This is a genomic window from Pantoea agglomerans NBRC 102470 (assembly GCF_001598475.1).
Taxonomy (GTDB): domain Bacteria; phylum Pseudomonadota; class Gammaproteobacteria; order Enterobacterales; family Enterobacteriaceae; genus Pantoea; species Pantoea agglomerans.
The window spans coordinates 23,255-44,946 of record NZ_BCZA01000003.1; the positions used below are offsets into that span (position 1 = coordinate 23,255).

Consider the following 21,692-nt stretch of genomic DNA (forward strand, 5'->3'; position numbering starts at 1 on the left):
GATGAAGGTACGCCTTAGCGTTAGCGGGTTTCGGAGAATTTCTTAAATACGGCCAGCGTTTCATCACTGACGTGATGCTCAATACCTTCTGAATCACGTCGGGCAGTTTCGGGACTGATGCCTAACGCCAGCAGAAAACTTTCAACAATGTGATGACGGGCGCGACTCTCCTCTGCCAGTTTCTCTCCTTCACCAGTCAGAAAGACACCGCGGTAAGGCACTTGTTCAACCAGCCCGGCACTGCCAAGCCGCTTCAGCATTTTCGCTACGGTCGGTTGTGAAACGCCCAGGCGGGCCGCCATATCAACCTGACGCGCTTCGCCAAATTCACCAATCAAATCAGAGATTAACTCAACGTAGTCATCAATTAATTCCCGACGATGCGCTTCACGCACCTGCCGAAAACCTTCGACATGCTCTTCAATATCTTTCAGTGGTCCTTTTGGCGCAGAAACCACGCTTTTAGCACGACGACTCATTCAGCTTCCTCATTATTTTTTCCCGTACTGTCACTGCTGTACGGATTTAGCTGCGCTCATTGTAAACCAGCCGCAAAGAAGCTCAAATTTTTCGTCATTAGCCTTGGCTAAAGGATATAGCCAGTGCTATATTTGACGATAATGTAAGCAGCAAAAGAGCGATCCCAGTTGATCCTCTGTTGCTCCGGTGATGATGACGCCTCTCACCGCAGGCTGCTGACTACCGCGTCGACAATGATTGGGAGGTGATTCTATGAGCACCCTGAAATGTTGCTTAGATTGCAGTAAATGCTTCCAGGCTGAGAAGAAAACAACCACGGAGATGAAATCCTGGCTGTGCCTGCTGACGCGTTCACCGTTCACACTGCGTCTGATGTTGCTGGAAAAACTGCTGGGCCATAAGTCTGACGATCGTCGCTGTCAGAATCTCATCTGGCGCGGCTAATCCTGATTCTATGCCTTTCAGCCGCTGGCTGAGAGGCGCACTCTCCCTTTCTGCTCTCTTTTTTTCCTGTTTCCCCATCGAATCAATATGACCTGCGGCTTCAACCAGCATGGCTGCTGATCGGCTACAGCGATCCGGGAAAGTCGGGAAACGTGCAGGCACGAGAGAAGGGTGAGTAAATCAGCACAATAAAAAACGGCCCACAAGGGGCCGCTTTTTTGCAGGTCAGCTAAGCTAAACTTAGAAGCTGTAACCTACGCCAGCAATCCAGGTGCCAACGTCAACGTTACGGATACGGCTCTGCTCGTAACCAACGTCAACTGCGAAGTCCTGAACTGGGTTAAACTGCAGACCTGCGCCGTAAGAGAAACCTACGTCGCTTGAATCAGTTTTATCGCGTGATGAAGTATCGTTCTGCTGGAATTTACCGTAGCCGATACCCACAACACCGTAGATGCTTGCCCAGTCGTTCAGACGGAAAGCAGGACCACCGGTCACACCGTAGTACTGGCCTTTGTTATAAATGCCAGAATCGGTGTTATCTTTTTCTGTGTAGGTGAATGAACCGATCCAACCCAGTGGGTTAGAACCGTCTTCGTAGCGGTATTTCAGGTTGAAGCCGTTAGCTTTGTTAGCTACGCCCTGATAGTCGCTCTGAGCATAGCCACCAGTTACGGTGCTCTGTGCCATTGCTGAACCTGCAGATACTGCCAGTACACAGGCTAATGCTGAAAGACATGCAATTTTTTTCATAACCACCTCAAATGTGAAAATACTTCTCTCCTGACAACGCTGAAAATATAACAAAAAATAGCGAGAAACTCTGCCCGGATTTTGTTGTCTAACAGAATGTTTGGTGTAACAGGAAGTTAATGCGACAACCTATGTCATTCATTTTTCTTATAAAATCCGTCATCTTTCTGCAATAATCATTTCGTGCTCATTTCGTTCTTTAAGTTAAATCCTAAAAAAACCTGACATTTCTTTACCTAAATGGCCCTGATTCTGGCCAAAAATCGTTCAGTTGAGAGAAATTTAAAACCCCATTCCATGATTTTTTGCCTGCTATTTCCTTTACACTGGCTGACTCACTACGTTGATGACCAGGAAAAGTACACAGGATGTCTGCCTCTCCCGCTTCTAAAAACCTTGCCCCGATAGTGATGCCGATTGCCGTACTGCTGATTGCGATGCTGTCGCTTCAGGGCGGTGCTTCGCTGGCGAAAAGCCTGTTTCCTGCCGTTGGCGCTACCGGCATCACCGCGCTGCGCCTGGGCTTTGGCACCCTGATACTCTGTATTATCTTCAAACCCTGGCGTTTACGCTTTAGCCGGGAACAACGTCTGCCACTCCTGATGTATGGACTGGCGCTGGGCACAATGAATTTCACGTTCTATCTGGCGATTCGTACCGTGCCGCTGGGTGTGGCGGTGGGACTGGAATTTACCGGCCCACTGGCGCTGGCGCTATTCGGATCGCGCCGGCCACTGGATTTTGTCTGGGTGCTGCTGGCCGTGATTGGTCTGTGGTTCCTGCTGCCTTTTGGCACAGGCATGACTGCGATTGATCCGCTGGGCGCTGCACTGGCAGTGAGTGCAGGCGCCTGCTGGGCGATCTATATCCTGGCGGGACAGCGGGCAGGCGCAGAACATGGCCCGGCGACAGTGGCTATCGGGTCGCTGATTGCCTCAGTGATTTTTGTACCGCTGGGGCTGACGTTCGCAGAAAGTGGCATCTGGACATGGGCCGTTATGCCGATCGCGTTGCTGGTTGCCCTGCTCTCCAGCGCCATCCCCTATTCGCTGGAGATGATCGCCCTCACCCGCTTACCGGCGCGCATCTTCGGCACGCTGATGAGTCTGGAACCCGCCATGGCTGCCTTTTCCGGCATGCTGTTTCTGGGGGAAACCCTGACCGGGCTTCAGTGGCTGGCGCTGCTGGCGATCATCATCGCCTCGGCAGGTTCAACGCTGACCATGCGGCCGAAAAAGAGTCAGTTAAACAGCGTTGAATTATCAGACGATATCCAAAAATAAACGCTATCCGCCCCGCCTGCAGGCGGGGCTAAATAATAATCATGCTCATCATGAGAATTATTCCTAATCTTCGCGCCTTCCTGCGCTGCCTATTTTGAAACAGACACTTACCAGTTATTTACACAATAGAATAACCTTATGATTTAAATAGCTATTTATTTGTTTTTATATTTTAACATGGCATTAACCTTCTTAGCCCAGCTCTGCTTTTAGTAAAGACGCACGCTATTTCATCCATCGACAAAGTCGTTTCTGCAAAGCTGAAAAGCGCTGCTATACTTATCCGGTACTTGATTAGGACAACCATCAAAGAGAGGACTGAAACGATGAGTACCGCTAAATTGGTTAAAACTAAATCTTCTGACCTGATTTATACCCGCAATGATGTGGCCGAAGACGATAAAAAAGCCACCATCGCGGTGTTAAACCGTATGGTAGTCGAGTTTATTGACCTGTCATTGATCACTAAGCAGGCGCACTGGAACATGCGCGGTGCTAATTTTATCGGTGTGCATGAGATGCTGGACGGCTTCCGCACCGCGATTACCGATCATCAGGATACTATTGCCGAGCGTGTGGTTCAGCTGGGTGGCGTGGCGCTGGGCACCACGCAGGTCGTTAACGATACGACTCCGCTGAAGAGCTATCCGCTGAATATTCACAGCGTTCAGGATCATCTGAAAGCGCTGGCAGACCGTTACAGCGTTGTCGCGAATGACACCCGTAAAGCAATCACTGAAGTGAAAGACGAAGATACCGCTGATATCTTTACTGCGGCATCACGTGACCTTGATAAATTCCTGTGGTTTATCGAAGCGAACATCGAATAAGACTCAATGCAGTCTGTCAGGCGGGGAAACCCGCCTTTTTTACGTCTGTGTTACCGCATTTTTATGACCCTGTTAACAGTTCTTCCCTCCTCCGCTTCACAGCCTTAACATCTGAGGCACACTACCGCTTGCACCAAAACAGCCACCTGCACCAAAATTGAGCACCAAACTGGTGCAATGGCAGAATTAACTGCAAAATCGTGTCAGCTATGTTATTTAACTCTCTGATTTCGCAGATTTTGCAAAGTTGGCATAATTCTTTCATATGACAAGCCGCAAACGCAGGCCCTGCCGCCTGGTAGTAAAAAAAGGAAAAATGATGAAGTCACTGTTAAAAGTTTCTGTGGCCGCGCTGGCGCTGGCCTTCTCTCTCTCTTCCACTGCAGCAGACAAGAAGCTGGTCGTCGCCACGGATACCGCCTTTGTTCCGTTTGAATTTAAACAGGGTGATAAATATGTCGGCTTCGATGTGGATCTGTGGGATGCCATTGCGAAAGAGCTGAAGCTCGATTACACCCTGAAGCCAATGGACTTCAGCGGCATTATCCCTGCACTGCAAACGCGCAATGTCGATCTGGCACTGGCGGGTATCACCATTACCGAAGAACGTAAAAAAGCGATTGAGTTCTCTGACGGCTATTACAAAAGCGGTCTGCAGGTGATGGTGCGTAACAATGAAAACGACATCAAAGGCATCAGCGATCTGAACGGTAAAGTGGTCGCAGTGAAAAGCGGCACCGGCTCCGTGGAATACGCGAAAGCCAACATCAAATCCAAAGATCTGCGTCAGTTCCCGAATATCGACAGCGCCTATATGGAACTGGGCACCAACCGTGCGGACGCCGTGCTGCATGACACGCCAAACATCCTTTACTTCATCCATACCGCCGGTAAAGGCCGCTTTAAAGCGGTAGGCGATTCAATTGAAGCGCAGCAGTATGGTATCGCCTTCCCGAAAGGCAGCGACGATTTACGTGAAAAAGTCAACGGCGCACTGAAAACCCTGAAAGAGAACGGCACCTACAACACGCTCTATAAAAAATGGTTTGGCACCGAACCTAAATAATAATTTGCCCGTTATCTGATTTCAGCAGGGAAACTTTTTCCCTGCTTTTTTCCATCGCAACATATCTGGAGTGACACCATGGAGTTTGACTGGAGCGTCATCTGGCCCGCCATGCCAGCGCTGCTTGAAGGCGCTAAACTGACCTTAATTATCTCAATTATTGGACTGATTGGCGGCCTCTTCATCGGCCTGGTAGCGGGCTTTGCCCGCGCTTACGGTGGCTGGATCACCAATAACATCGCACTGGTGTTTATCGAAATCATTCGCGGCACCCCTATCGTGGTGCAGGTGATGTTTATCTATTTTGCTTTGCCGATGGCGTTCCCCGACCTGCGCATTGATCCCTTCAGCGCGGCGGTGGTGACCATCATGATTAACTCCGGCGCTTACATTGCCGAGATTACCCGTGGTGCCGTGCTGTCGATCAACAAGGGCTTCCGCGAAGCCGGACTGGCGCTTGGCCTGTCGAGCCGCGAGACGCTGCGCTACGTGATTATGCCGCTGGCGCTGCGCCGCATGCTGCCTCCGCTGGGCAACCAGTGGATTGTCAGCATCAAAGATACTTCGCTGTTTATCGTTATTGGTGTGGCTGAACTGACCCGTCAGGGTCAGGAGATTATTGCCGGTAACTTCCGCGCGCTGGAAATCTGGAGCGCCGTCGCGATTATCTATCTGGTTATTACGCTGGTGTTGAGCTTTGTGCTGCGCCGCATTGAGAAAAGGGTGAAAATCCTGTGATTGAATTTAAAGATGTCTCCAAACATTTTGGCCAGACCCAGGTGCTGCACAATATCGACCTGAAGATTAACCAGGGCGAAGTGGTGGTGATTATCGGCCCATCCGGTTCCGGTAAATCAACCCTGCTGCGCTGTATTAACAAGCTGGAAGAGATCACCAGTGGCGAACTGATTGTCGATGGCCTGCGCGTCAATGATCCGAAAGTCGATGACCGCCTGATTCGTCAGGAAGCGGGCATGGTGTTTCAGCAGTTTCATCTGTTCCCACAGATGAGTGCGCTGGATAACGTCGCCTTTGGTCCTATCCGTGTGCGCGGTGCCAGCAAAGAGGCGGCACGCCAGCTGGCGCGTGAGTTGCTGGGCAAAGTGGGCCTCGCCGAGCGCGCGCACCACTTTCCGTCTGAGCTTTCCGGCGGTCAGCAGCAGCGCGTGGCGATTGCCCGTGCACTGGCAGTTAAGCCGAAAATGATGCTGTTTGATGAGCCAACCTCAGCGCTCGACCCGGAACTGCGTCACGAAGTGCTGAAGGTGATGCAGGATCTGGCCGAAGAAGGCATGACGATGGTGATTGTGACGCACGAAGTGGGCTTCGCACAGAAGGTGGCTTCACGGCTGATCTTTATCGATAAAGGCCGGATTGCGGAAGATGGCGATCCCGACAGCCTGATCAGCAACCCACCGAGCGAGCGTCTGCGCGAATTCCTGCAGCACGTCTCCTGATCAAAATGGGCCGCTAAGCGGCCCGTTAAAACTGATGACAATCCAAACCAGGGTAAATCTGGCAGCAACGAATAAACCCGAAGCACAGGGAACCCGGTCAGAAGAGGAAAGCGTCCCGCGCCAGGGACGGCGCGGGCCGAGCGTGTCATGGATGACAGCCTTTGCGTCTTTCCGATCTGACCGGGTTCCCTGTGCCAGCTCGGTCTTACCTCCACCGAGTCGGGCGTTGTCAACAATCAAAACGGGCCGCATCGCGGCCCGTTCTATTTTACTCTTCGCCCACAGATACACCTGTTACCATGTAAAGCGACACCTCAGTTCCCCAGGCGACTCAGCAGTTTAGTGCGCTGGGCGGCAGGCATAAAACTCCACGCCAGGAAGCGACTCTGCTTCTGACCCTGCGCCATATTAACCACCCGCATCTCCGCCACGTCGAGCGCCTGCAGCTGTTTTTCCAGCGCCGGTAAGTTCTCTTTGCGCGACACCAGCGAGGTAAACCAGCCGATCTGACGACTAAACGCCACGCTCTCGGCGATCATCTTGCCGATAAAGCCCTTTTCGCCACCGGGATACCATAATTCATTGTGCTGGCCGCCAAAATTGAGCGGCGCACTCTTATCCAGTCCGAGATTGCGGACCTTACGCTGCGATCCTGATACCGCTTCTTCCGCCGACGCGTGGAACGGCGGATTACACATCACTGCACTGAAAAATTCAGTTTTACTGACCACACCTGCCAGCACTGCATCGCTGTTTTTCTGACGACGCAGACGGATCTGGCGCGTCAGGCGCGGATTGGCCGCAACAATGCGGTTAGCGGCTTTGATGGCGGCTTCATCGACTTCGGTGCCGGTAAAGCGCCAGCCATATTCTGCCGCGCCAATCAGCGGATAGATGCAGTTTGCACCGCAGCCGACATCCAGAACGTCCGCCGTCGGGATCACGCCGTTGTTATCCAGCGCCAGCAGATCGGCAAGGTAGTGCAGATAATCGGCGCGTCCCGGCACGGGCGGGCAGAGTGAGCCGGGAGCCAGCTGCCAGTCGATGTCGTAAAATAGTTTGATCAGCGCCTGGTTCAGCAGCATCACCGCCTCCGGGTCCGCGAAATCCACGGACTGCACGCCATAACCATTGGGCCGGACTTTGGCTTTCAGCGGCGGATGGGCAGCGGTTAACGCGGCAAAATCGTATTCGCCCTGATGGCGATTGCGGGCGTGGAAAGGCGACGTGCTGGCTGACTTTTTCATACGTTCTCTCAATTATTCAGGCGCGCGTACAATACGCTGTAGGCGGCGGAAAATAAACCCGCACCATCCGCTTACCTCTTTCCGATTCCGTCGGGCGATGCTGTCGGGCTAAGATAAATAAAATTCCCTGCTGGAGAAGTTATGACCCGGAAACGCTATTCCTATCAACCCCGTGCTGGTCACGGTCTGCCGCACGATCCGCTGAACGCCATTATCGGGCCGCGCCCGATCGGCTGGATTAGCTCAGTGAGCAGCAGCGGCCAGCACAATCTGGCACCTTACAGCTTCTTTAACTGTTTCAACTATCATCCACCGATTATCGGTTTCGCCAGCAGTGGCTGGAAAGACAGCGTGAGAAATATTGCTGAGACCAAAGAGTTTGTCTGGAACCTGGCGACCCGTCCGCTGGCGGAAGCGATGAACGAAAGTTCCGCCTCGCTGCCTGCCGATCAGGATGAGTTCGCCTTTGCCGGTTTAACGCCGCTGGCGGCTTCACAGGTCAGCGCCAGTCTGGTGGCAGAGAGCCCGGTCAACTTCGAGTGCCGCCTGACGCAACTGATTCAGCTGCAGGATGCCAGCGGCAATCTGATCGACAGCTGGCTGGTGCTGGGTGAAGCGGTGGCGATTCACATCGATGAATCGCTGCTGGAAGAGGGCATTTATCAGACCGCTAAAGCCGAGCCGATTCTGCGCGCGGGCGGCCCCAGCGCCTATTACGGCATCAGCGAAGCGCAACGTTTTGATTTAGTCCGTCCGGACGCGCGCCGCAGGTAATCCTCACCCCACAAGCGCATCGGCCCGGTGCGCTTTAATCTGAGCTACCGCGCGGGCGATGTCGGGTGCCAGCCAGCGATCCTGCTGCCAGCGCTCAACAACCTGCCGCAAATGCTGCCAGGCGCGCCGCGTGCCTGCTGCCAGCTGTGATTCACCGTGAAACTCCAGCGCCTGCGCCGCCAGCAGATACTCAATCGCGATAATGTGATCAACATTGCTGACCAGTTTCAGCAGCTTCAGCGCCGAGCCGGTGCCGAGGCTCAGATGATCCTCCTGTAATCCTGAAGTGACATAGTTATCAAGCACCGCAGGCTGCGCCAGCTGACGGTTCTCCGCGCAGAGTGATGCCGCCACGTACTGCGCAATCATCATGCCGGAATTGACGCCCGGCTCGGCGACCAGAAATGGCGGCAGGCCGCTGACCAGCGGATTCACCAGCCGATCAAGCCGTCGCTCGGCGATGCTGCCCAGCTCCGCCATCGCAATCGCCAGCAGGTCGCAGGCCATTGCCACCGACTCGCCATGCGGATTGGACTGTGACACCACGCGCCAGGCCTGCGGCGTCCCAAGCACCAGCGGATTGTCGGTACAGGCGTTGAGTTCGGTCTCCACCTGACGGACAGCATGACTAAACTGATCGCGGCAGGCGCCGTGCACCTGCGGCATCGAGCGCAGACTGAGTGCATCCTGAGTCCGGATGCCAACGCTGGCTTTCAGCAGCGGGCTGTCACTCAGCAACTGGCGCAGTCGTTCGCCGCTGCGCTGAATCCCCGGGCTGGCCTTCAGCGCCAGTACCTCAGGGTCAAACGCCACCAGCTGACCGCGCAGCGCTTCAAAGCTCATCGCACCGGTGACGTCTGCCCAGTCCAGCAACCGTTCGGCATCGTCCAGCGCCAGACAGGCTAAGCCGGTCATGCAGGGCGTGCCGTTGACCAGGCTCAGCCCCTCTTTGGCGCCAGGCCGGTAAGCGGCTAATCCCGCCTGGGTTAGCGCCTGCTGCGCGGGCATGATTTCACCCTGCCACTCCACCTCGCCGATGCCAATCAGCGCCAGGCCGATATGCGCCATGTGGGTCAGATATCCCACCGATCCCTGCGACGGTACCTGTGGCGTAATCTGCAGGTTTAGCAAAGCCAGGAGATGTTGCACCAGCGCCACTGAAACACCCGATTTGCCGTGGCTGTAGTTCGCAATCGCAGCGCACAGAATGGCGCGGACCTCGGGTTTTGCCAGCACCGGCCCGACGCCACAGGCATGACTCAGCAGGGTATTGCGCGACAGCTGGCTCAGTTCATCTTCAGACAGGGTGATGTTGCACAACGCCCCCAGCCCGGTATTGATGCCGTAAGCCACCTGCCCCGCCGCCACGATATTACCGACGATTTCACGGCTCTGCGCAATTCGCTGCCAGGCACTGTCGCTCAGCGTCAGGGTGGCGCCGTGCCGGGCGACCTGCACCAGCGCCTGCCATTTCAGCGGGCCATCGCCCCAGACCAGCGTCTGACGTATTACGTCGCTCATACCACCGGCTCCACCTGATGATGACTGGAGATAAACTGCTTAAAGCGCGCCGATCCCGCCTCGCCAAACATCGCCTCTGGCGTGCCCTGACAATCAATAGTGCCCTGATGCATAAACACCACCCGGTTAGAGACGTTGCGGGCAAAACCCATCTCATGGGTCACCACCAGCATGGTGCGGCCCTCTTCCGCCAGGCTGCGCATGACCTTCAGCACCTCGCCTACCAGTTCCGGATCGAGTGCCGAAGTTGGCTCATCAAACAGCATCACCTCCGGGTCCATTGCCAGCGCCCGGGCGATCGCCACCCGCTGCTGCTGACCGCCTGAAAGCTGGGCGGGATAGAAATCTTTGCGATTCAGCAGACCGACCCGATCCAGCAGCTGTTCCGCCTGGGCAATACAGGCTTTTTTATCGCGCTTGAGGACGTAGTGCGGCCCTTCAATGACATTTTGCAGCACCGTCAGGTGCGACCAGAGGTTAAAGCTCTGAAACACCATACCGAGCCGGGAGCGCAGCCGCTCAATCTGACGCGGATTAGCCGCCAGCTGGTGTCCCCGGGCATGGCGCTTCATCTCAATGGTTTCACCGCCCACGCTGACCACGCCCGCGTCAGGCGTCTCAAGCAGATTAATGCAGCGCAGCAGCGTACTTTTGCCCGAGCCGCTGGCACCGAGTATTGAGATAACATCGCCCTGGTGCGCCTGCAGCGAGATGCCTTTCAGCACCTCCATGGCGCCAAAGGATTTATGGATATCGCTGGCCGACAGCGTGACGGGTGGCAGTTCAGACATGTTTATTTTCCTCCAGGAATCGGCTTAGCGGCCGGTAACGGCTTTTTTTCCGGTTTATGAACCGGCGTCAGGCGCCGCTCCAGCAGGGCATAGAGTTGCACAATGATGAAGTTGAGGATCAGGTAGATTGCCGCCGCACAGAGAAACACCTCCATGGTGCGGTAAGTACGCTGAATAATCTGCTGCGCCACCCCGGTGACATCCCAGACCGTGACCAGACTGGCCAGCGCGGTCGACTTCACCAGCAGAATCGCCTCGGTGGAGTAAGCGGGCAGCGCATAACGCAGCATCACCGGCGCGATAATGCGCCGCAGCAGCAGCCCGCGTGACATGCCGCACGCCATCCCCGCCTCCACCTGACCGGGCGGCACAGCCAGCAGCGCGCCGCGCAGGATCTCCGCGGTGTAGGCGGCGGTGCAGAGCGACAGTGCCAGCACCGCACAGGTAAAGGGCTCACGCAGAAACGGCCAGAAGAGACTGTGCCGGATCACACCAAACTGCCCCAGACCGTAGTAGATCAGGAACAGCTGGATCATCAGCGGCGAGCCGCGAAACACCAGAATGTAGCCACGGGCAAAAGCACTCAGCAGACGCCAGCGGCTCATGCGCAGCGCCAGAATACCCACCGCCAGCACGCCACCGCACAGAAAGGCGCTGATAAACAGGCCCAGCGTAACCGGCAACGCGGCGCTGAGTTTCAGGAAGGTGTCAGTGAGGAACGCGAAATCGATCATAAGTCTCCTTAATGCTGTGCAGCGGTGCGGCTTTGCCAGGCGCGACCAAGACGGGATTCAGCCCGCAGAAAGGCGCGGTTCGACAGCAGCGTCAGCAGCAGATAACAGGCACCGCCCACCAGGTAAAAGGAGAAGTAATCACGGGTGGAGCCGGCCGCAATCTGGCTGGCCCGCATCAGCTCGACAATGCCGGTCACTGACACCAGCGCCGAGTCTTTCAGGCTCATCTGCCAGACGTTTGACAGGCCGGGCAGCGCATAGCGCGCCACCTGCGGCAGCAGGATGCGTTGCCGGATGCGCCAGCGCGGCATACCAATAGCGACAGCGGCTTCGATCTCCCCTTTCGCCAGGGCCAGCCGTGCGGCACGATAGACTTCCGCCTGGTAAGAGCCGGAAATAAGCCCGATGGCCAGCGCCCCGATCAGGAACGGCGGCGCTTCGATAAACCCGTCCGCGCCAAACAGTTGTCCGATCTGCGTGATCAATCCCGATCCGCCGAAGTAGAACAGGTAGATCACCAGCAGCTCAGGAATGCCACGAAAGATCACCGAGTAGCCTTCCCCTGCCCAGCGCACCGCGCGGTGCGGGGATAACTTTGCAGCGGCAACGCCCGATCCCACTACCGCACCGACCAGCAGCGCGGCAAATGAGAGCAGCAACGTCGTCAGCGTGGCACTCAGAATCAACCGTCCCCAGCCCTCCGGGCCAAAACTCAGCAGGCTTATCATCAGTTACCTCACTCAGGGTGTGACGTCAGTTTTGAACCACTTCTCGCTCAGCTTTTTCACTGTGCCATCGGCCAGCGCGGCTTTGATCGCCTGATCCAGCCGGGCTTTCAGATCGTTGTCTGCCATGCGCACGCCCATCGCCTCGCCCTCACCCCAGATTGGGCCACCCAGCTGCGGACCGCTAAAGCTGAGGTTACGGTTATCCGGTCGCGCCAGCATCGACTGCGCAAAGGTCACATCGTCAAACACCGCGTCAATACGCCCCGCCTGCAAATCGAGGATCGCATCGGCTGAGCTGGTGTATTCCCGGACATCCGCCACCTCTTTGAAGTACTTGTCGATAAACGGCGTGTAGACGGTGCCGGAGGCGATACCGATGGTTTTGCCCTTCAGCGCCGCTTTCAGGGGTGCGATGGCAGGCTCCACGGTTTTCTCATCGTCGGTGAGTTTGATGATCTTACTGTCGGCAGGCAGCAACGACCCTTTCATCGTGATGAAGGTGGCGGGCGTAGAGGCGTAGGGCACGGTGAAATTGATCACTTTCTTGCGCTCGGGGGTGATCACAATTGCATCCATGATCACGTCATATTTTCCGGCATTCAGACCGGCGATCATTCCATCCCAGTTCTGCACAACCAGCTTGCACTGTATTGCCATACGCTGGCAGAGATCGGCCATCAGCTCCGGTTCAAAACCGCCCAGCTTGCCGCCTGGCAGGGTGAGGTTCCAGGGTTCATAACTGCCTTCGGTGGCAATGGTGATCGACTTCCACTCTTTGGCCTGGGCGCTGACGCCACAGAGCAGCAGGCTGGAAACCAGCGTAGTGAAACATAAACGACGAAGAGTCAGAGGGTGCGTCATACGGTTCTCCTGAAAGTAGCGGCCTGGTGATCGCCCTGACGAGATTTAACATAAATTTCACAGGATGATATGTCATGTATATACAAGTTAACGCAGCGCAGTTCATTGCCGGCTTTATCGTTTTGTGAGCCAGACAGAATTTATTAAGCAGATGGTGGCGCTGCTGCACTTGTACATACAACCAAGCAAAGGTTATGCCAGCTCTGCAGAGGTGGAAAAAAGCGGCGGGTGTCTGGGAGCAGGCAGGCGACCTGCCCGCCGCTGCACTTAATCAGGGCAGCGATGCACCGGAGTGGCGCATCGCTCTGGTGAGTTTTATTGCGGTTTAGCCTGCGCCAGCATGGCGTGGATCAGTGCCTTCAGCACGTTCTGCAACCGGGCGGCACGCGCCTGCTGCCAGGCGTAAGGTGGGGTTTCATCCATGTAGTTGAGCTGCGCCAGCTCCAGCTGGACCGCCTCAATCTGCTGCTGCGGCTGACCGTAGGCACGGGTAATGTAACCGCCTTTAAAGCGCCCGTTAATCACCCAGCTGTAGTCGTTCTGCGCCGCGCACACGGCCTCCAGCGCCGCACTCATTGCAGGCGTGCAGCTTGCGCCGTCGTTGGTGCCGATGTTGATATCGGGCAGACGGCCGTCAAACAGGCGGGGAATTTCACTGGCGATAGAGTGGGCGTCAAACAGCAGCGCATAGCCATGCTGCGCTTTGAGCCGCGCCAGCTCCTGTTGAATCTGCTGATGATAGGGCTGCCAGATCTGATCGATGTAGCCCTGACGCGCCGTGTCGTCGGGTGTTTTGCCTGGTGCAAAGGTCGGTGTACCGTCGAACAGGGTTTCCGGGAACAGGCCGGTGGTGGCGCTGGTGTAGAGCGGCTGGTTATCGGGCGGGCGATTGAGATCGACCACAAAGCGGGAGTAGCGGCCGATTAACACGCTGGCCCCGAGATCACGCACAAAATCATACAGCAGGGGAATATGCCAGTCGGTGTCGGGTAAGCCGCGCGCGGCCTCACTCAGTCCGGCTTCCACGTCGGGCGTCAGCTCGGTACCGGCGTGGGGAATGCTGACCAGCAGCGGCAGACTGCCCTGGGTAAAATGGAAAGGGTTCATTGCGGTTCTCCACGATAGATAACGGTACAGGGCAGTTCACCACCCAGCCAGTAAACCAGTTCTGCCGGACGGGCCAGCGGCCAGTGAACGAAGTTCGCCACTTTTCCCGCCTCCAGCGAGCCGTGACTGTCAGCCAGCCCCAGCGCTTTTGCCCCCCACAGCGTGACGCCCGCCAGCGCCTCTTCCGGCGTCATGCCAAACAGGGTACAGCCCATATTAAGCATCAGACGCAGCGACAGCGCAGGCGAGGTGCCGGGATTGGCATCGCTGGCCAGCGCCATCGGCACGCCATAGCGCCGGAAGAGATCCACCGGCGGACGCTGCGTCTCCCGCAGCAGATAAAATGCACCAGGCAGCAGCACCGCCACGGTGCCATGTTGTGCCATCGCTCTGGCATCCTCCTCGGTGGCATATTCAAGGTGGTCGGCAGAGAGCGCCCCATAGCGCGCCGCCAGTGCTGCGCCACCTGACGCCGAGAGCTGCTCCGCATGCAGTTTCACCGGCATGCCAAGCGCCACTGCCCGATCAAACACCCGCGCCACCTGCTGCGGTGAAAAGGCGAGATGCTCGCAGAACGCATCCACCGCATCCGCCAGTCCCAGTGCCTGCACCTGCGGCAGCAGCCGTTCGCAGATGATATCGACCCAGCCATCCGGGTCGTGCTTAAACTCCGGCGGAAAAGCATGTGCCGCCAGACAGGTGACGCGCACGTCAGCAGCTACGCTCTCTCCCAGCTGGCGAATCGCCCGCAGCATCCGCAGTTCGCTCTCTTCATCCAGGCCATAGCCGGACTTGATCTCCACGGTGGTGACGCCCTCGGCCAGCAGGCGGTTTAGCCGCCAGCGAGCCGATGCCACCAGTTCCTCTTCAGTGGCGGCACGGGTAGCGCGCACGGTTGAGAGGATGCCACCGCCCTGCGCGGCAATCTCTGCATAGCTGACGCCATTCAGGCGCTGTTCAAACTCCTGGCTGCGGTCGCCGCCAAACACCAGATGGGTATGACAATCCACCAGCCCCGGGGTCACGATGCCGCCCGGCAGATGATGATGCTGATCGGCGACGAACGCGGGCATCTCCGCCTGCGGCCCGACCCACACCAGCCTGCCCGCCCGCACCACCAGCGCCCCCTGCGGGATAAGATGGTACTTTCCGTCACGCATGGTGACCAGGTCAGCCCCGGTCCACACCGTCTCTACGCGCATCTCTTCTGCCATCGTTACCTCATGCCTCCGCCGTTTACACTGTGCCTCAAAGTATGTATATGTATATACAACCACATCCGATGAGGATCAACCATGGCGACTTTTTTTGCCTCGCGTGCCCTGCTGGCGGAGGGCTGGCAGCAGCAGGTGCGTATCACGGTCAATCAGGCCGGTTTTATCGACTCTATTACTCCGGATAGCCACGCTGATCAGGCTATCCGGCTCAACGGCGAGGTGATCCCGGCAATCGCCAACCTGCACTCGCACGCCTTCCAGCGTGCCATGGCGGGTCTGGCTGAAGTGGCGGGCGATCCTCAGGACAGTTTCTGGACGTGGCGGGATCTGATGTACCGCATGGTGCAGCGCCTGACGCCGCAACAGGTGGGCGATATTGCCGCCCTGCTCTACATCGAGATGCTGAAAGGCGGCTACACCCAGGTGGCAGAGTTTCACTACCTGCACCACGACACACAGGGTGCGCCCTACAGTGATGATGCGATGCTGCAACAGCTGATTGAAGCGGCGGAGATCGCCGGTATCGGCCAGACGCTGCTGCCGGTGCTCTACAGCTACAGCGGCTTCGGCAGCCAGCCAGCGTCGGCAGGTCAGAAGCGTTTTATCCAGCAGACCGACCGCTATCTGCAACAGCAGGCGCGGCTTGATACGTGGCAGCAGCAAAGGCCACTGCTGAACCGTGGCCTCTGTTTCCATTCACTGCGGGCGGTGAGTGAAAGCCAGATGCAGGACGTGCTGGCGGCCAGTGATCTGACACTGCCGGTACATATCCATGTGGCTGAACAGCAGAAAGAGGTGAATGACTCGCTGGCGTGGAGCGGCGAGCGTCCGGTGGCCTGGCTGCTGAACCGCTTTGAGGTGGATGCGCGCTGGTGCCTGATCCACGCCACCCATCTGGATGAGAGTGAGCTGGCGCGTCTCGCCCGCAGCGGCGCAGTGGCGGGTCTCTGCCCGACCACCGAAGCCAACCTCGGTGACGGCATCTTTCCGGCAGTGGAGTACATCGCGCAGGGCGGACGCTGGGGCATCGGCTCTGACAGTCACGTTTCGCTGAGCGCCCAGGAGGAGCTGCGCTGGCTGGAGTATGCTCAGCGACTGCGCGACCAGCGCCGCAACCGGATTACCCTGCCCGGCCAGCCGTCGGTAGGCGATCTGCTGTGGCAACAGGCAGCAGCAGGCGGTGCGCAGGCGTGTGGCATTCAGCAGGGCACGCTGGCGGTGGGACAACGTGCCGACTGGCTGGTGCTGCGGGATGAGGCGTGGCTCGGCAGCGTCGGGTCGCACGCCGTCCTCAACCGCTGGCTCTTTGCCGGGCAGCGCGATCAGATTCGGGACGTTTATGTGGCGGGTAAAGCCGTGGTAGAAGATGGGGTGCATCCGCACCAGACGGCGTGTGCCGCCCGCTTTGCTCAGGCGATGGAGGCGCTGCGATGATCGCCCGGTTCACATACCCGGAGCTGGCGGTCAGCCGCTGGCGCAACGGCGGCGGCGAAACCCGCGAAATCATCAGCTTTCCACCCGGCGCGGAGCGCTTCGGCTGGCGCGCCAGCATTGCGACGCTGGCGCAGGATGGTCCCTTCTCTGCCTTTCCTGACATTGATCGGGTGATTACCCTGCTGCATGGCGATCCGGTGTTGCTGACCGCGCCGGGCGTGCAGCACCTACTGACGCCTCAACAGCCCTGGGCGTTTGCCGGCGAACTCGCCTTAACGGCAAAGCTGCAGGGCAGCGTCAGCGAAGATTTTAATATTATGACGCGGCGCGGGGAATGGCAGGCAGCGGTGGAGGTGGTGACCACGCCGGTCAGCTCTCTGCATGGCGTCGCCTGGGTGCTGGCTGGCGCCTGGCAGACGGCTGACGGGGAACGGCTGACCGCGCAGCAGGGCGCGTGGTGGGTCGATGAAGAAACACAACTCAGCCCGTGCGATACCGATGCCCGGCTGCTGTTTACCCGTCTTAACCGTGTCCCCTGAAGCGGCCCAGCAGTTTGTAACGTGAGCCAGGATAGAGCAGCCGCGCATAGGTCACGATTTTAGTGTCGCTCCAGGTCTGACGGCGAATCAGCAGGCAGGGTTCGTGCTCATCCACCGACAGATGTTTACGCTGACGCGCATCGGGCAACACCGCTTCAACAATGTGCTCGCCCGCCGTCAGCGGCGCGACGCGCATCAGATAGGTGTAAGGCGTCATCTGCTGATAATCCTGCGTCAGGTAATCGGGTGCGACCAGCGGATTGACCAGACGGTCCTCCAGCTGCACCGGCAGATCATTTTCGTAATGCACAATCAGCGAATGATAGAGCGTCTGCCCGGTAGTCAGTCCCAGCACCGCCGCCTGCTCTGGATCGGCTTTGTCCTGACCGATGGCGAGGATTTTGCAGCTGTGCTGATGGCCGCGCTGAGCGATCTCATCGGCGATGTTATGCACCTCCAGCATGGCGGTGTAGCCTTTCATCTCCGCCACGAAGGTTCCAACGCCCTGCATCCGCACCAGAAAGCCTTCGCTGGTGAGTTCACGCAGCGCCCGGTTAATGGTCATGCGGCTGACGCCCAGTTCATTAACCAGTTCACTTTCTGATGGCACACGCTGATTCGCTTTCCACAACCCTTCACGGATCTGGCTGACGATGGCCTGCTTCACCCGCTGATAAATCGGGGCAGGCTCATCGCTCATTGCCGCCGCCAGTTGTGCCAGTGCCGTATGCTCAACCATTTGCTGTTCCTTATGCTGAAAGTCCCCTAAGTCTACTGTCTCACCGTGTGAATGTATATACATCCAGTACGCTGCGCGGTGCCCCAATGGTGCAGTCTGCGCATCCTGATGGTGCAGCCTCTGAGTAGCGCTAAATAGTCAACCCGCAGCGGACGGGCAATCGATTTTTGTGATCGGCCTGGCACGGCACTTGCTTGCTCCCTTTGATTGTATAGACAAGCATAGACAAGAATTAACGCTTATGTTTCACTCGTATTATTCCGCTGGATCAGGGCAAGGAGAGCAGTTTAGCCACACCAGCACACTTGTATAGACAGGAGTAGACTATGTCAGGTTCGTTTCAGGTTTTGCGCCTGGTGCCAGGCGAGGTGGACCTCGCCACATTACGCGCTATCTATCAGGGCAACGTCACGCTGACGCTTGATGAGCCCGCGCGTCAGGCAATTGCGGCGGCGCAGCAGACCGTGGATGCGATTGTCGCCTCTGGCAACGTGGTATATGGCATTAATACCGGCTTCGGCAAGCTGGCGCAGACGCAAATCCCGGCCAGTCGGCTGGCGGATCTGCAGCGTAATCTGGTGCTGTCACACAGCGTCGGGCTGGGCGATCTGCTGCCCGACAATGTTACCCGCCTGGTGGTCGCCACCAAAATCATCAGCCTGGCACGCGGTCACTCTGGCGTGCGAATCGAACTGGTTGAGGCGCTGCTGGCGCTGTTCAATGCGGGAGTCATGCCCTGCATCCCGGAAAAAGGCTCGGTCGGTGCCTCCGGCGATCTGGCACCGCTGGCGCACATGTCCCTGATGCTGCTGGGCGAAGGTCAGGTCCGGCTCAGGGGTGAGTTGATTCCGGCAACCGAAGGCCTGGCAAGCGTGGGCCTGTCGCCGTTTGTACTCGGCCCGAAAGAGGGACTGGCGCTGCTTAACGGCACCCAGGTCTCAACTGCGCTGGCGCTGCGCGGCCTGTTTGAGGGTGAAAACCTGTTTGCCGCCGGTCTGATGGCCGGTGCGCTGTCGCTGGAGGCGATTAAAGGCTCGCTAAAACCGTTCGACGCCCGTATCCATCAGGCGCGCGGTCAGCATGGTCAGATTGCGGTCGCCGCTGCCGTCAGCACCCTGATTGAGGGCAGTGAAATAGTGCTGTCGCATACGCATTGCGGCCGCGTTCAGGATCCCTACTCCATCCGCTGCGTGCCACAGGTGATGGGTGCCTGCCTGGACAACTTCAGCCACGCGGCGCGGATTCTGGAAATCGAAGCGAACGCGGCCTCTGACAACCCGCTGGTGTTCAGCGACAGCGGCGATGTGATCTCCGGCGGTAACTTCCACGCCGAGCCGGTGGCCTTTGCTGCGGACATCCTGGCGCTGGCGATTGCCGAAGTCGGGGCCATCTCCGAGCGGCGGCTGGCGCTGCTGCTGGACAGCGGCTTGTCGGGTCTGCCGCCCTTCCTGGTGCGCGACGGCGGCGTAAACTCCGGCTTTATGATCGCCCAGGTGACCGCCGCAGCCCTGGCCTCTGAGAACAAATCGCTGGCCCATCCGGGCAGCGTCGACAGCCTGCCGACCTCCGCTAATCAGGAAGATCACGTCTCGATGGCGACCTACGCCGCCCGCCGTCTCGGCAGCATGTGCTTTAACAGCGCCGCAGTCGTGGGCATTGAGGCGATGGCCGCCGCACAGGGCATTGAATTCAACCGGCCGCTGAAAAGCTCTGCGCTGATTGAGCAGGCCATCGACACCATTCGCGAGCGGGTCGCCTTCCTTGAGGAGGATCGCCTGCTGGCTCCCGATATCGAGGCAATGCGTCAGTGGGCAAGTCGCACTGACTGGCCTCAGGCATTGACCGCGCTGCTGCCGAGCATGCGCCCAACTTCTTGAATTAAGGAATCTTTCATGAGCGAAACTCTTTCTCAGGCTGTGGCACGTGAAATTCGCGCGCCTCACGGTACCACGCTGCACTGCGCCAACTGGCTGATTGAAGCCGCTTACCGCATGATTCAGAACAACCTCGATCCCGATGTTGCCGAGCGGCCGGAAGATCTGGTGGTTTATGGCGGCATCGGTAAGGCGGCGCGTAACTGGGAGTGCTTCGAGCAGATCCTGCGTTCACTGCGGGCACTGCAGCCGGATGAAACCCTGCTGATCCAGAGCGGCAAGCCGGTCGGCATCTTCCGCACCCACGCGGATGCACCCCGCGTGCTGCTGGCAAACTCCAATCTGGTGCCGCACTGGGCGACCTGGGATCACTTCCATGAGCTGGATAAAGCGGGTCTGATGATGTACGGCCAGATGACCGCCGGTTCCTGGATCTATATCGGCGCGCAGGGCATCGTGCAGGGCACCTACGAAACCTTCGTGGAAGCGGGACGTCAGCACTACAACAACGACCTCAGCGGACGCTGGATCCTCACCGCCGGGCTGGGCGGCATGGGCGGCGCGCAACCGCTGGCGGGCGTTCTGGCCGGGGCCTGTGTGCTGGCGATTGAGTGTCAGGAGTCGCGCATCGATTTCCGCCTGCGTACCCGCTATGTAGATTACAAAGCCACTACGCTGGATGAAGCGCTGGCGTTAATCAGCGAAGCGACCGCGGCGAAAAAAGCGATTTCGGTCGGGCTGCTGGGCAATGCCGCCGAGATCCTGCCGGAGCTGGTGAAACGCGCCCGGGCGGGCGGGCCAAAACCGGACATCGTCACCGATCAGACCTCGGCACACGATCCAATTAATGGCTACCTGCCGGCTGGCTGGGATCTGGCGCGCTGGCAGCAGGAGCGCGTCTCACAGCCGAAGGCAGTAGAGAAAGCAGCGCGTGCCTCAATGGCGGTCCACGTGCAGGCGATGCTCGACTTCTGTCATATGGGCATCCCGACCGTGGATTACGGCAACAATATCCGTCAGGTAGCGCTGGATGAGGGTGTCAGCAACGCCTTCGATTTCCCTGGCTTTGTACCGGCCTACATCCGTCCGCTGTTCTGCGAAGGAAAAGGCCCGTTCCGCTGGGTGGCGCTGTCCGGCGATCCGGAAGATATCTACAAGACCGACGCAAAACTCAAAGAACTGTTCCCGCATCACAAAACGCTGCATCGCTGGCTGGATATGGCGCAGGAGCGCATCGCCTTCCAGGGATTGCCAGCACGTATCTGCTGGCTGGGACTGGGCGAACGGCATCTTGCCGGTCTGGCGTTCAATGAAATGGTCCGCAACGGCGAGCTGAAAGCGCCGGTGGTGATTGGCCGCGACCATCTCGACTGCGGCTCGGTTGCCTCACCTAACCGTGAAACCGAAGCGATGAAGGATGGCTCGGATGCAATCTCAGACTGGCCACTGCTCAACGCGCTGCTGAATACCGCAGGCGGTGCGACCTGGGTCAGCCTGCATCACGGCGGCGGTGTCGGTATGGGCTTCTCGCAGCACGCCGGTATGGTGATTGTCTGTGATGGCAGCAAAGAGGCGGATGCGCGTCTGGGTCGGGTATTGTGGAATGACCCGGCCACCGGCGTGATGCGTCATGCCGACGCGGGTTATGAGCTGGCACAAAGTTGCGCGGCAGAGCATGACCTGAATCTGCCGATGCAGAAGTAATACGCTGAACGGGGCGGGCAGCGGCTTGCCCCGTTTTCTTCGCATTTTTCCCTTCTGAAGCCCTGCCCGGACATCACTTCCTTATTACTTATTCCATTTTGATTTAGCC

The 21,692-nt window shown here is 57.9% G+C and carries 23 protein-coding genes; 12 read left to right on the plus strand and 11 right to left on the minus strand.

Features of this window, described 5'->3' with window-relative positions; translation table 11 throughout:
- Window positions 1–20: 20 nt before the first annotated feature.
- On the minus strand, window positions 21–479 hold the full coding sequence (gene mntR, locus PAG01S_RS06245) for a manganese-binding transcriptional regulator MntR (RefSeq protein ID WP_010254350.1): 459 nt from the start codon (window positions 477–479) through the stop codon (window positions 21–23).
- A gap of 253 nt (window positions 480–732) precedes the next feature.
- Between mntR and PAG01S_RS06250 the strand changes: the two genes are divergently transcribed.
- The gene (locus PAG01S_RS06250; protein WP_029518943.1) at window positions 733–924 is read left to right on the plus strand and encodes a hypothetical protein; all 192 of its coding nucleotides are present in this window, start codon (window positions 733–735) and stop codon (window positions 922–924) included.
- A gap of 240 nt (window positions 925–1,164) precedes the next feature.
- On the opposite strand, the gene ompX is transcribed toward PAG01S_RS06250, so the two are convergent.
- Window positions 1,165–1,677 carry an outer membrane protein OmpX gene (gene ompX, locus PAG01S_RS06255; RefSeq protein WP_010254344.1) on the minus strand — a complete coding sequence of 171 codons (513 nt, stop codon included), beginning with the start codon at window positions 1,675–1,677 and terminating at the stop codon, window positions 1,165–1,167.
- Window positions 1,678–2,045: 368 nt separating this feature from the next.
- Here ompX and rhtA point away from each other — a divergent pair, with 368 nt between their 5' ends.
- From rhtA to glnQ, 5 genes are all read left to right on the plus strand, one after another.
- Window positions 2,046–2,960 (plus strand): threonine/homoserine exporter RhtA, encoded by a 915-nt coding sequence (rhtA, locus tag PAG01S_RS06260; RefSeq protein WP_010254339.1) that lies wholly within the window; start codon window positions 2,046–2,048, stop codon window positions 2,958–2,960.
- Between the two features lie 326 nt (window positions 2,961–3,286).
- Window positions 3,287–3,790: a DNA starvation/stationary phase protection protein Dps gene (gene dps / locus PAG01S_RS06265; RefSeq protein WP_031591741.1), complete on the plus strand. Its 504-nt coding sequence runs from the start codon at window positions 3,287–3,289 to the stop codon at window positions 3,788–3,790.
- A 319-nt stretch (window positions 3,791–4,109) separates the two neighbouring features.
- Window positions 4,110–4,856: a glutamine ABC transporter substrate-binding protein GlnH gene (glnH, locus tag PAG01S_RS06270; RefSeq protein ID WP_010254333.1), complete on the plus strand. Its 747-nt coding sequence runs from the start codon at window positions 4,110–4,112 to the stop codon at window positions 4,854–4,856.
- 78 nt (window positions 4,857–4,934) lie between these two features.
- Window positions 4,935–5,594, plus strand: a complete 660-nt coding sequence (gene glnP, locus PAG01S_RS06275) for a glutamine ABC transporter permease GlnP (RefSeq protein ID WP_010254329.1) — start codon at window positions 4,935–4,937, stop codon at window positions 5,592–5,594.
- On the plus strand, window positions 5,591–6,313 hold the full coding sequence (gene glnQ / locus PAG01S_RS06280) for a glutamine ABC transporter ATP-binding protein GlnQ (RefSeq protein ID WP_010254327.1): 723 nt from the start codon (window positions 5,591–5,593) through the stop codon (window positions 6,311–6,313). The genes glnP and glnQ overlap by 4 nt, the downstream gene beginning before the upstream one ends.
- 314 nt (window positions 6,314–6,627) lie before the next feature.
- On the opposite strand, the gene rlmF is transcribed toward glnQ, so the two are convergent.
- Window positions 6,628–7,560, minus strand: a complete 933-nt coding sequence (gene rlmF, locus PAG01S_RS06285) for a 23S rRNA (adenine(1618)-N(6))-methyltransferase RlmF (RefSeq protein ID WP_010254323.1) — start codon at window positions 7,558–7,560, stop codon at window positions 6,628–6,630.
- Window positions 7,561–7,701: 141 nt separating this feature from the next.
- Between rlmF and PAG01S_RS06290 the strand changes: the two genes are divergently transcribed.
- Entirely contained in the window at window positions 7,702–8,334 is a 633-nt protein-coding gene (locus PAG01S_RS06290) for a flavin reductase family protein (RefSeq protein WP_022625978.1), read from the plus strand.
- 3 nt (window positions 8,335–8,337) lie between these two features.
- Here PAG01S_RS06290 and PAG01S_RS06295 read toward each other — a convergent pair whose 3' ends face one another.
- From PAG01S_RS06295 to PAG01S_RS06315, 5 genes are read right to left on the minus strand one after another with little or no spacing between them, the layout of a single operon-like run.
- Window positions 8,338–9,855: an HAL/PAL/TAL family ammonia-lyase gene (locus PAG01S_RS06295; RefSeq protein ID WP_062758089.1), complete on the minus strand. Its 1,518-nt coding sequence runs from the start codon at window positions 9,853–9,855 to the stop codon at window positions 8,338–8,340.
- Window positions 9,852–10,646: an ABC transporter ATP-binding protein gene (locus tag PAG01S_RS06300; protein ID WP_022625980.1), complete on the minus strand. Its 795-nt coding sequence runs from the start codon at window positions 10,644–10,646 to the stop codon at window positions 9,852–9,854. The genes PAG01S_RS06295 and PAG01S_RS06300 overlap by 4 nt, the downstream gene beginning before the upstream one ends.
- A 2-nt stretch (window positions 10,647–10,648) precedes the next feature.
- On the minus strand, window positions 10,649–11,380 hold the full coding sequence (locus PAG01S_RS06305) for an ABC transporter permease (protein ID WP_010254311.1): 732 nt from the start codon (window positions 11,378–11,380) through the stop codon (window positions 10,649–10,651).
- A gap of 8 nt (window positions 11,381–11,388) precedes the next feature.
- Window positions 11,389–12,108, minus strand: a complete 720-nt coding sequence (locus PAG01S_RS06310; RefSeq protein WP_010254310.1) for an ABC transporter permease — start codon at window positions 12,106–12,108, stop codon at window positions 11,389–11,391.
- 12 nt (window positions 12,109–12,120) lie between these two features.
- On the minus strand, window positions 12,121–12,969 hold the full coding sequence (locus tag PAG01S_RS06315; protein ID WP_062758091.1) for a transporter substrate-binding domain-containing protein: 849 nt from the start codon (window positions 12,967–12,969) through the stop codon (window positions 12,121–12,123).
- A gap of 194 nt (window positions 12,970–13,163) precedes the next feature.
- Between PAG01S_RS06315 and PAG01S_RS22575 the strand changes: the two genes are divergently transcribed.
- Window positions 13,164–13,298 carry a hypothetical protein gene (locus tag PAG01S_RS22575; protein WP_255265341.1) on the plus strand — a complete coding sequence of 45 codons (135 nt, stop codon included), beginning with the start codon at window positions 13,164–13,166 and terminating at the stop codon, window positions 13,296–13,298.
- Here the strand turns inward: PAG01S_RS22575 and hutG are convergent.
- Complete coding sequence (gene hutG, locus PAG01S_RS06320; RefSeq protein ID WP_062758093.1) at window positions 13,285–14,076, minus strand: N-formylglutamate deformylase; 792 nt, start codon at window positions 14,074–14,076, stop codon at window positions 13,285–13,287. The two genes, PAG01S_RS22575 and hutG, sit on opposite strands and share 14 nt — an antisense overlap.
- Window positions 14,073–15,290 (minus strand): imidazolonepropionase, encoded by a 1,218-nt coding sequence (hutI, locus tag PAG01S_RS06325; protein ID WP_062758095.1) that lies wholly within the window; start codon window positions 15,288–15,290, stop codon window positions 14,073–14,075. The genes hutG and hutI overlap by 4 nt, the downstream gene beginning before the upstream one ends.
- Before the next feature lie 81 nt (window positions 15,291–15,371).
- On the opposite strand from hutI, the gene PAG01S_RS06330 reads away from it, so the two are divergent.
- Window positions 15,372–16,727, plus strand: coding sequence for a formimidoylglutamate deiminase (locus tag PAG01S_RS06330; protein WP_062758097.1), 1,356 nt, complete (start codon window positions 15,372–15,374; stop codon window positions 16,725–16,727).
- Window positions 16,724–17,266: a HutD/Ves family protein gene (locus tag PAG01S_RS06335; RefSeq protein ID WP_062758099.1), complete on the plus strand. Its 543-nt coding sequence runs from the start codon at window positions 16,724–16,726 to the stop codon at window positions 17,264–17,266. Before PAG01S_RS06330 ends, PAG01S_RS06335 begins: the two co-directional genes overlap by 4 nt.
- Here the strand turns inward: PAG01S_RS06335 and hutC are convergent.
- The gene (hutC, locus tag PAG01S_RS06340) at window positions 17,250–18,005 is read right to left on the minus strand and encodes a histidine utilization transcriptional repressor HutC (RefSeq protein ID WP_010254300.1); all 756 of its coding nucleotides are present in this window, start codon (window positions 18,003–18,005) and stop codon (window positions 17,250–17,252) included. The genes PAG01S_RS06335 and hutC overlap by 17 nt on opposite strands.
- A 326-nt stretch (window positions 18,006–18,331) precedes the next feature.
- Here hutC and hutH point away from each other — a divergent pair, with 326 nt between their 5' ends.
- Window positions 18,332–19,882, plus strand: coding sequence for a histidine ammonia-lyase (gene hutH, locus PAG01S_RS06345; RefSeq protein WP_033771219.1), 1,551 nt, complete (start codon window positions 18,332–18,334; stop codon window positions 19,880–19,882).
- Window positions 19,883–19,897: 15 nt separating this feature from the next.
- The gene (gene hutU, locus PAG01S_RS06350; protein ID WP_010254290.1) at window positions 19,898–21,583 is read left to right on the plus strand and encodes a urocanate hydratase; all 1,686 of its coding nucleotides are present in this window, start codon (window positions 19,898–19,900) and stop codon (window positions 21,581–21,583) included.
- Window positions 21,584–21,692 lie beyond the last annotated feature (109 nt).

What these genes read in the sequence shown, in the direction of transcription:
- glnP (WP_010254329.1), top strand. Translation starts at nt 4,935, where the DNA reads ATGGAGTTTGACTGGAGCGTCATCTGGCCCGCCATGCCAGCGCTGCTT.
- mntR (WP_010254350.1), bottom strand. Translation starts at nt 479, where the DNA reads ATGAGTCGTCGTGCTAAAAGCGTGGTTTCTGCGCCAAAAGGACCACTG.
- hutH (WP_033771219.1), top strand. Translation starts at nt 18,332, where the DNA reads ATGTCAGGTTCGTTTCAGGTTTTGCGCCTGGTGCCAGGCGAGGTGGAC.
- dps (WP_031591741.1), top strand. Translation starts at nt 3,287, where the DNA reads ATGAGTACCGCTAAATTGGTTAAAACTAAATCTTCTGACCTGATTTAT.
- hutG (WP_062758093.1), bottom strand. Translation starts at nt 14,076, where the DNA reads ATGAACCCTTTCCATTTTACCCAGGGCAGTCTGCCGCTGCTGGTCAGC.
- rlmF (WP_010254323.1), bottom strand. Translation starts at nt 7,560, where the DNA reads ATGAAAAAGTCAGCCAGCACGTCGCCTTTCCACGCCCGCAATCGCCAT.
- PAG01S_RS06305 (WP_010254311.1), bottom strand. Translation starts at nt 11,380, where the DNA reads ATGATCGATTTCGCGTTCCTCACTGACACCTTCCTGAAACTCAGCGCC.
- PAG01S_RS06295 (WP_062758089.1), bottom strand. Translation starts at nt 9,855, where the DNA reads ATGAGCGACGTAATACGTCAGACGCTGGTCTGGGGCGATGGCCCGCTG.
- rhtA (WP_010254339.1), top strand. Translation starts at nt 2,046, where the DNA reads ATGTCTGCCTCTCCCGCTTCTAAAAACCTTGCCCCGATAGTGATGCCG.
- PAG01S_RS06300 (WP_022625980.1), bottom strand. Translation starts at nt 10,646, where the DNA reads ATGTCTGAACTGCCACCCGTCACGCTGTCGGCCAGCGATATCCATAAA.
- hutI (WP_062758095.1), bottom strand. Translation starts at nt 15,290, where the DNA reads ATGGCAGAAGAGATGCGCGTAGAGACGGTGTGGACCGGGGCTGACCTG.
- PAG01S_RS06250 (WP_029518943.1), top strand. Translation starts at nt 733, where the DNA reads ATGAGCACCCTGAAATGTTGCTTAGATTGCAGTAAATGCTTCCAGGCT.
- hutU (WP_010254290.1), top strand. Translation starts at nt 19,898, where the DNA reads ATGAGCGAAACTCTTTCTCAGGCTGTGGCACGTGAAATTCGCGCGCCT.
- ompX (WP_010254344.1), bottom strand. Translation starts at nt 1,677, where the DNA reads ATGAAAAAAATTGCATGTCTTTCAGCATTAGCCTGTGTACTGGCAGTA.
- PAG01S_RS06335 (WP_062758099.1), top strand. Translation starts at nt 16,724, where the DNA reads ATGATCGCCCGGTTCACATACCCGGAGCTGGCGGTCAGCCGCTGGCGC.
- PAG01S_RS06315 (WP_062758091.1), bottom strand. Translation starts at nt 12,969, where the DNA reads ATGACGCACCCTCTGACTCTTCGTCGTTTATGTTTCACTACGCTGGTT.
- PAG01S_RS06290 (WP_022625978.1), top strand. Translation starts at nt 7,702, where the DNA reads ATGACCCGGAAACGCTATTCCTATCAACCCCGTGCTGGTCACGGTCTG.
- PAG01S_RS06310 (WP_010254310.1), bottom strand. Translation starts at nt 12,108, where the DNA reads ATGATAAGCCTGCTGAGTTTTGGCCCGGAGGGCTGGGGACGGTTGATT.
- glnH (WP_010254333.1), top strand. Translation starts at nt 4,110, where the DNA reads ATGAAGTCACTGTTAAAAGTTTCTGTGGCCGCGCTGGCGCTGGCCTTC.
- hutC (WP_010254300.1), bottom strand. Translation starts at nt 18,005, where the DNA reads ATGGTTGAGCATACGGCACTGGCACAACTGGCGGCGGCAATGAGCGAT.
- PAG01S_RS22575 (WP_255265341.1), top strand. Translation starts at nt 13,164, where the DNA reads ATGCCAGCTCTGCAGAGGTGGAAAAAAGCGGCGGGTGTCTGGGAGCAG.
- PAG01S_RS06330 (WP_062758097.1), top strand. Translation starts at nt 15,372, where the DNA reads ATGGCGACTTTTTTTGCCTCGCGTGCCCTGCTGGCGGAGGGCTGGCAG.